5 protein-coding genes are annotated in these 3,528 nt (G+C 66.9%); all 5 read left to right on the forward strand.

From position 1 onward, the window contains the following. The first annotated feature begins 253 nt into the window (after positions 1-253). Positions 254-1,693 carry a cysteine--tRNA ligase gene (cysS, locus tag Q8Q88_RS17450; RefSeq protein WP_305676455.1) on the forward strand — a complete coding sequence of 480 codons (1,440 nt, stop codon included), beginning with the start codon at positions 254-256 and terminating at the stop codon, positions 1,691-1,693. Further along, complete coding sequence (locus tag Q8Q88_RS17455; RefSeq protein WP_305676456.1) at positions 1,693-2,250, forward strand: SRPBCC domain-containing protein; 558 nt, start codon at positions 1,693-1,695, stop codon at positions 2,248-2,250. Before cysS ends, Q8Q88_RS17455 begins: the two co-directional genes overlap by 1 nt. Beyond that, positions 2,247-2,696 (forward strand): iron-sulfur cluster assembly scaffold protein, encoded by a 450-nt coding sequence (locus tag Q8Q88_RS17460; RefSeq protein ID WP_305676457.1) that lies wholly within the window; start codon positions 2,247-2,249, stop codon positions 2,694-2,696. Before Q8Q88_RS17455 ends, Q8Q88_RS17460 begins: the two co-directional genes overlap by 4 nt. Positions 2,697-2,752: 56 nt before the next feature. Then, a complete protein-coding gene (gene yidD, locus Q8Q88_RS17465) occupies positions 2,753-3,034 on the forward strand; it encodes a membrane protein insertion efficiency factor YidD (protein ID WP_254835778.1) in 282 nt (93 codons plus the stop codon). Continuing rightward, positions 3,031-3,528, forward strand: a 498-nt coding sequence (locus Q8Q88_RS17470) for a TGS domain-containing protein (RefSeq protein ID WP_305676458.1), incomplete at its 3' end; no start/stop codon positions are given. The genes yidD and Q8Q88_RS17470, both read left to right, overlap by 4 nt.

The raw sequence follows: 3,528 nt of genomic DNA on the forward strand, positions 1-3,528 counted from the left end.
TCACGGCTTCAAGATCAAGATCGGCGCCGCCGATCAGGGTTCGGTCGCGACTAGGAGCGTCCATGTGTGAGCGGTTCTTTCCCGGGCCTGAGTTGCGCCGGGACGATGGTCCCGGAAATGACGCGTGTCACCCATAGGTCAAGACGTGAGAAGGGCCGCTATCGCCCCATGGCCTCCCGTCCGAGCGCTCTGTATATGGGGCCAAGGCCTAGTCCGGCAATCGTCACGCAGCGTCACCTTGAAAAAGAGTCCTATGACCCTCGCCCTCTACGACACCATGGCCCGCGAAAAGCGGACCTTCGTCCCCAAGGATCCGAGCCGGGTGACGATGTATGTGTGCGGTCCGACGGTCTACAACTACGCCCACATCGGCAACGCTCGGCCGGTGGTGGTCTTCGACGTGCTGTTCCGCCTGCTGCGCCGTCTCTATGGCGAGGACTCGGTGGTCTACGCGGCCAACGTCACGGACGTGGATGACAAGATCAACAAGAAGGCCGCCGAGGAAGGCGTGCCAATCGACACGATCACCGACCGCTATCTGGCGATCTATAACGAGGACATGGCGGTGCTCGGCGCCCTGCGGCCCACCGAGCAGCCGCGCGCCACCCAGACCATGGACGCCATCATCGCCATGATCGGCCGCCTGGTTCAGAACGGCGCGGCCTACGCGGCCGAGGGGCACGTCATCTTCAACACCCAGGCCTATGCCGACTACGGCAAGCTCTCGCGCCAGCCGATGGACGACATGATCGCCGGCGCGCGGGTCGACGTGGCCCCCTACAAGCAGCACCCGGCCGACTTCGTGCTATGGAAGCCGTCGAAGGAGAACGAGCCGGTCTGGGAGAGCCCCTGGGGTCCCGGCCGCCCCGGCTGGCACATCGAGTGCTCGGCCATGATCGAGCAAAGCCTGGGCCTGCCCATCGATATCCATGGCGGCGGCATCGACCTCTTGTTCCCGCACCATGAGAACGAGATGGCCCAGGGTCTGTGCGCCGGCCACGACCACAGCGTGGGCTACGCCAACTACTGGATGCACAACGGCTTCCTGAACTTCGGCGACGAGAAGATGTCCAAGAGCCTGGGCAATGTGGTGCTGGTCCATGAGTTGGTGAAGCAGGCGCCCGGCGAGGCCCTGCGCTGGGCCCTGCTGGTCGGCCACTACCGCGCGCCGCTGGAATGGACCGGCGAGCTGATCGAGCAGGCCAAGAAGGCGCTGGACCGGCTCTATGGCGCCGTCCAGGACGCCAACCGCTTCCTGGGCGACACCGCCACGGCGCCGGAGGCCAAGGGCTATGACGCGGGGGTCAATCCGGACACCGAGCGGTTCATGGCGGCGCTGAACGACGACCTGAACACGCCGGCGGCCTTCGCGGCCCTGTTCGAACTGGCCGACCGCCTGCGCCTGGCCATCCGTGACGGAGCCGAGGGCGAGGCGCGCTACCACCGCCAGGTGCTGCTGGAGGCCGCCAATCTGATCGGCTTCCTGGCCGGCGATCCCGAGGCCTGGTTCCAGGGCGGCGTCGACGAGGGCATGAAGGATCGCATCGACGGCCTGATCGCCCAGCGCGTCGAAGCCCGCGCCGCGAAAGATTGGGCCGCCGCCGACCGCATCCGCGACGAACTTACCTCGTTAAATGTAGAAGTGATGGACGGACCGACGGGGGCGACCTGGCGGATCAAGGAGCAGGCCTGATGCCTGGATTGAACCAGAACAGACCCAAGACCTTCACCCCGGCGGCGGGGTTCACGTTCAATGTCGCGCCCAAGGCCGCGGGGCCCAGCGGCGTGCGGGTGGAGCATCGGATCGGGGTGCAGGCGCCGGCCGAGGTGATCTGGGACCTGATCTACGACCTTGAGGGCTGGGCCGACTGGAACCCGCTCTATGTGAAGGCCGAGGGCCAGGTGCGGATCGGGGCGGAGTTGGCGCTGACCATGGTGCTTGAGGGCGAGGCGCCGCAGGTGATCAAGCCCACGGTCCTGGAATGGGTGCCCAACGACCAGCTCCACTGGAAGCTCAAGATGATGGGCGGGCTGGTGAACAATACCCGCTTCATCGAGATCGAGATCCTGGACGTGGCCAGCTGCATCGTCTCCAACGGCGAACTGTTCGGCGGCCTGCTGGGCCCGCGGGTGGTCAAGCGGATCGGCCGCAAGGTCCATCACGGCTTCCAGGCCATGAACGAGGCCCTGAAGGCCCAGGCCGAGGCGCGGTGGCGCGCCCAGGGCGGGGCGCCTACATCAGCCACATGATCGACGACCTCTATTCGGCGAAACTGCTCAAGCTGGCCGCGAACCTGCCGCACGCCGGGCGCCTCGCCGCGCCCCACGCCAGCTCGGAGAAGATCTCCAAGCTGTGCGGCAGCCGGGTGGTGGTCGACGTGGTGCTCGAGGGCGACGTGGTCAGCGATTTCGCCCAGGAGGTGAAGGCCTGCGCCCTGGGTCAGGCCTCGGCCTCGGTGCTGGGCGCCAACGTCATGGGCGCGAGCCTGGCGGAGCTGGAGTTGGCCCGCGAGGACTTCCGGGCTATGCTGAAGGAAGGCGGACCTCCGCCTGCAGGACGCTTTTCGGATCTCTCGATGCTCGCCCCGGTCAAGGACTATCCCGCCCGACATGCCTCGACGCTGCTCGCGTTCGAGGCCGTCGTCGACGCTGTCCGAAAGGCCACCGCCCGAACTAGCCCCGCCGGCGCGGCTTGATCGCCGACCTAGCTCGGCGTAATCGCTGCGAGTGAATCGCACGTCCGCGAGCCGGCATGACCCTCTATGAAACCTGCGTCAGAGGCGCGCTCCGCGCCTACAAGCTGACGCTCTCGCCCCTGATCGGGCGCCAATGCCGGTTTCTTCCGACCTGTTCGGAATATGCGGCGGACGCCCTGATCGGTCACGGCCCCTGGCGCGGCTCCTGGCTCGCGGCCCGGCGGCTGTGTCGCTGTCATCCCTGGGGAGGTTCGGGCTACGACCCGGTCCCCCAACCGCGAGACAAGACCCCCAAAGGACCGGGGTCCGCCGCGCGGAACTGGATATGTGAATCATGATCGACCTGGTTTTCCCCGACGGCTCCCAACGCCAATACGACGATGGCGTCACGGGCCGTGACGTCGCCGCCTCCATCGCCAAGTCGCTGGAGAAGCGCGCCCTGCTGATCAAGCTGGACGGCGCGCTCTACGATCTCGACCGGCCGCTGCCCGCGGGCGGCGCCTTCGAGATCCTGACGCGCGAGAGCCCCGAGGCGCTGGACACCATCCGCCACGACGCCAGCCACGTGATGGCCGAGGCGGTGCAGGAACTGTTCCCCGGCACGCAGGTGACCATCGGCCCGGCCATCGAGGACGGCTTCTATTACGACTTCGCCCGCGAGACGCCGTTCAGCCTGGACGACCTGGCGACCATCGAGCAGCGCATGAAGGAGATCGTCGACCGCGACGAGAAGATCGTGCGCGAGGTCTGGGACCGCGACGAGGCCATCAAGCACTTCAAGGAGATCGGCGAGGCCTACAAGGCCGAGATCATCTCCGACCTGCCGGCCGGC

It is taken from the genome of Phenylobacterium sp. (assembly GCF_030697925.1).
Lineage (GTDB): Bacteria > Pseudomonadota > Alphaproteobacteria > Caulobacterales > Caulobacteraceae > Phenylobacterium.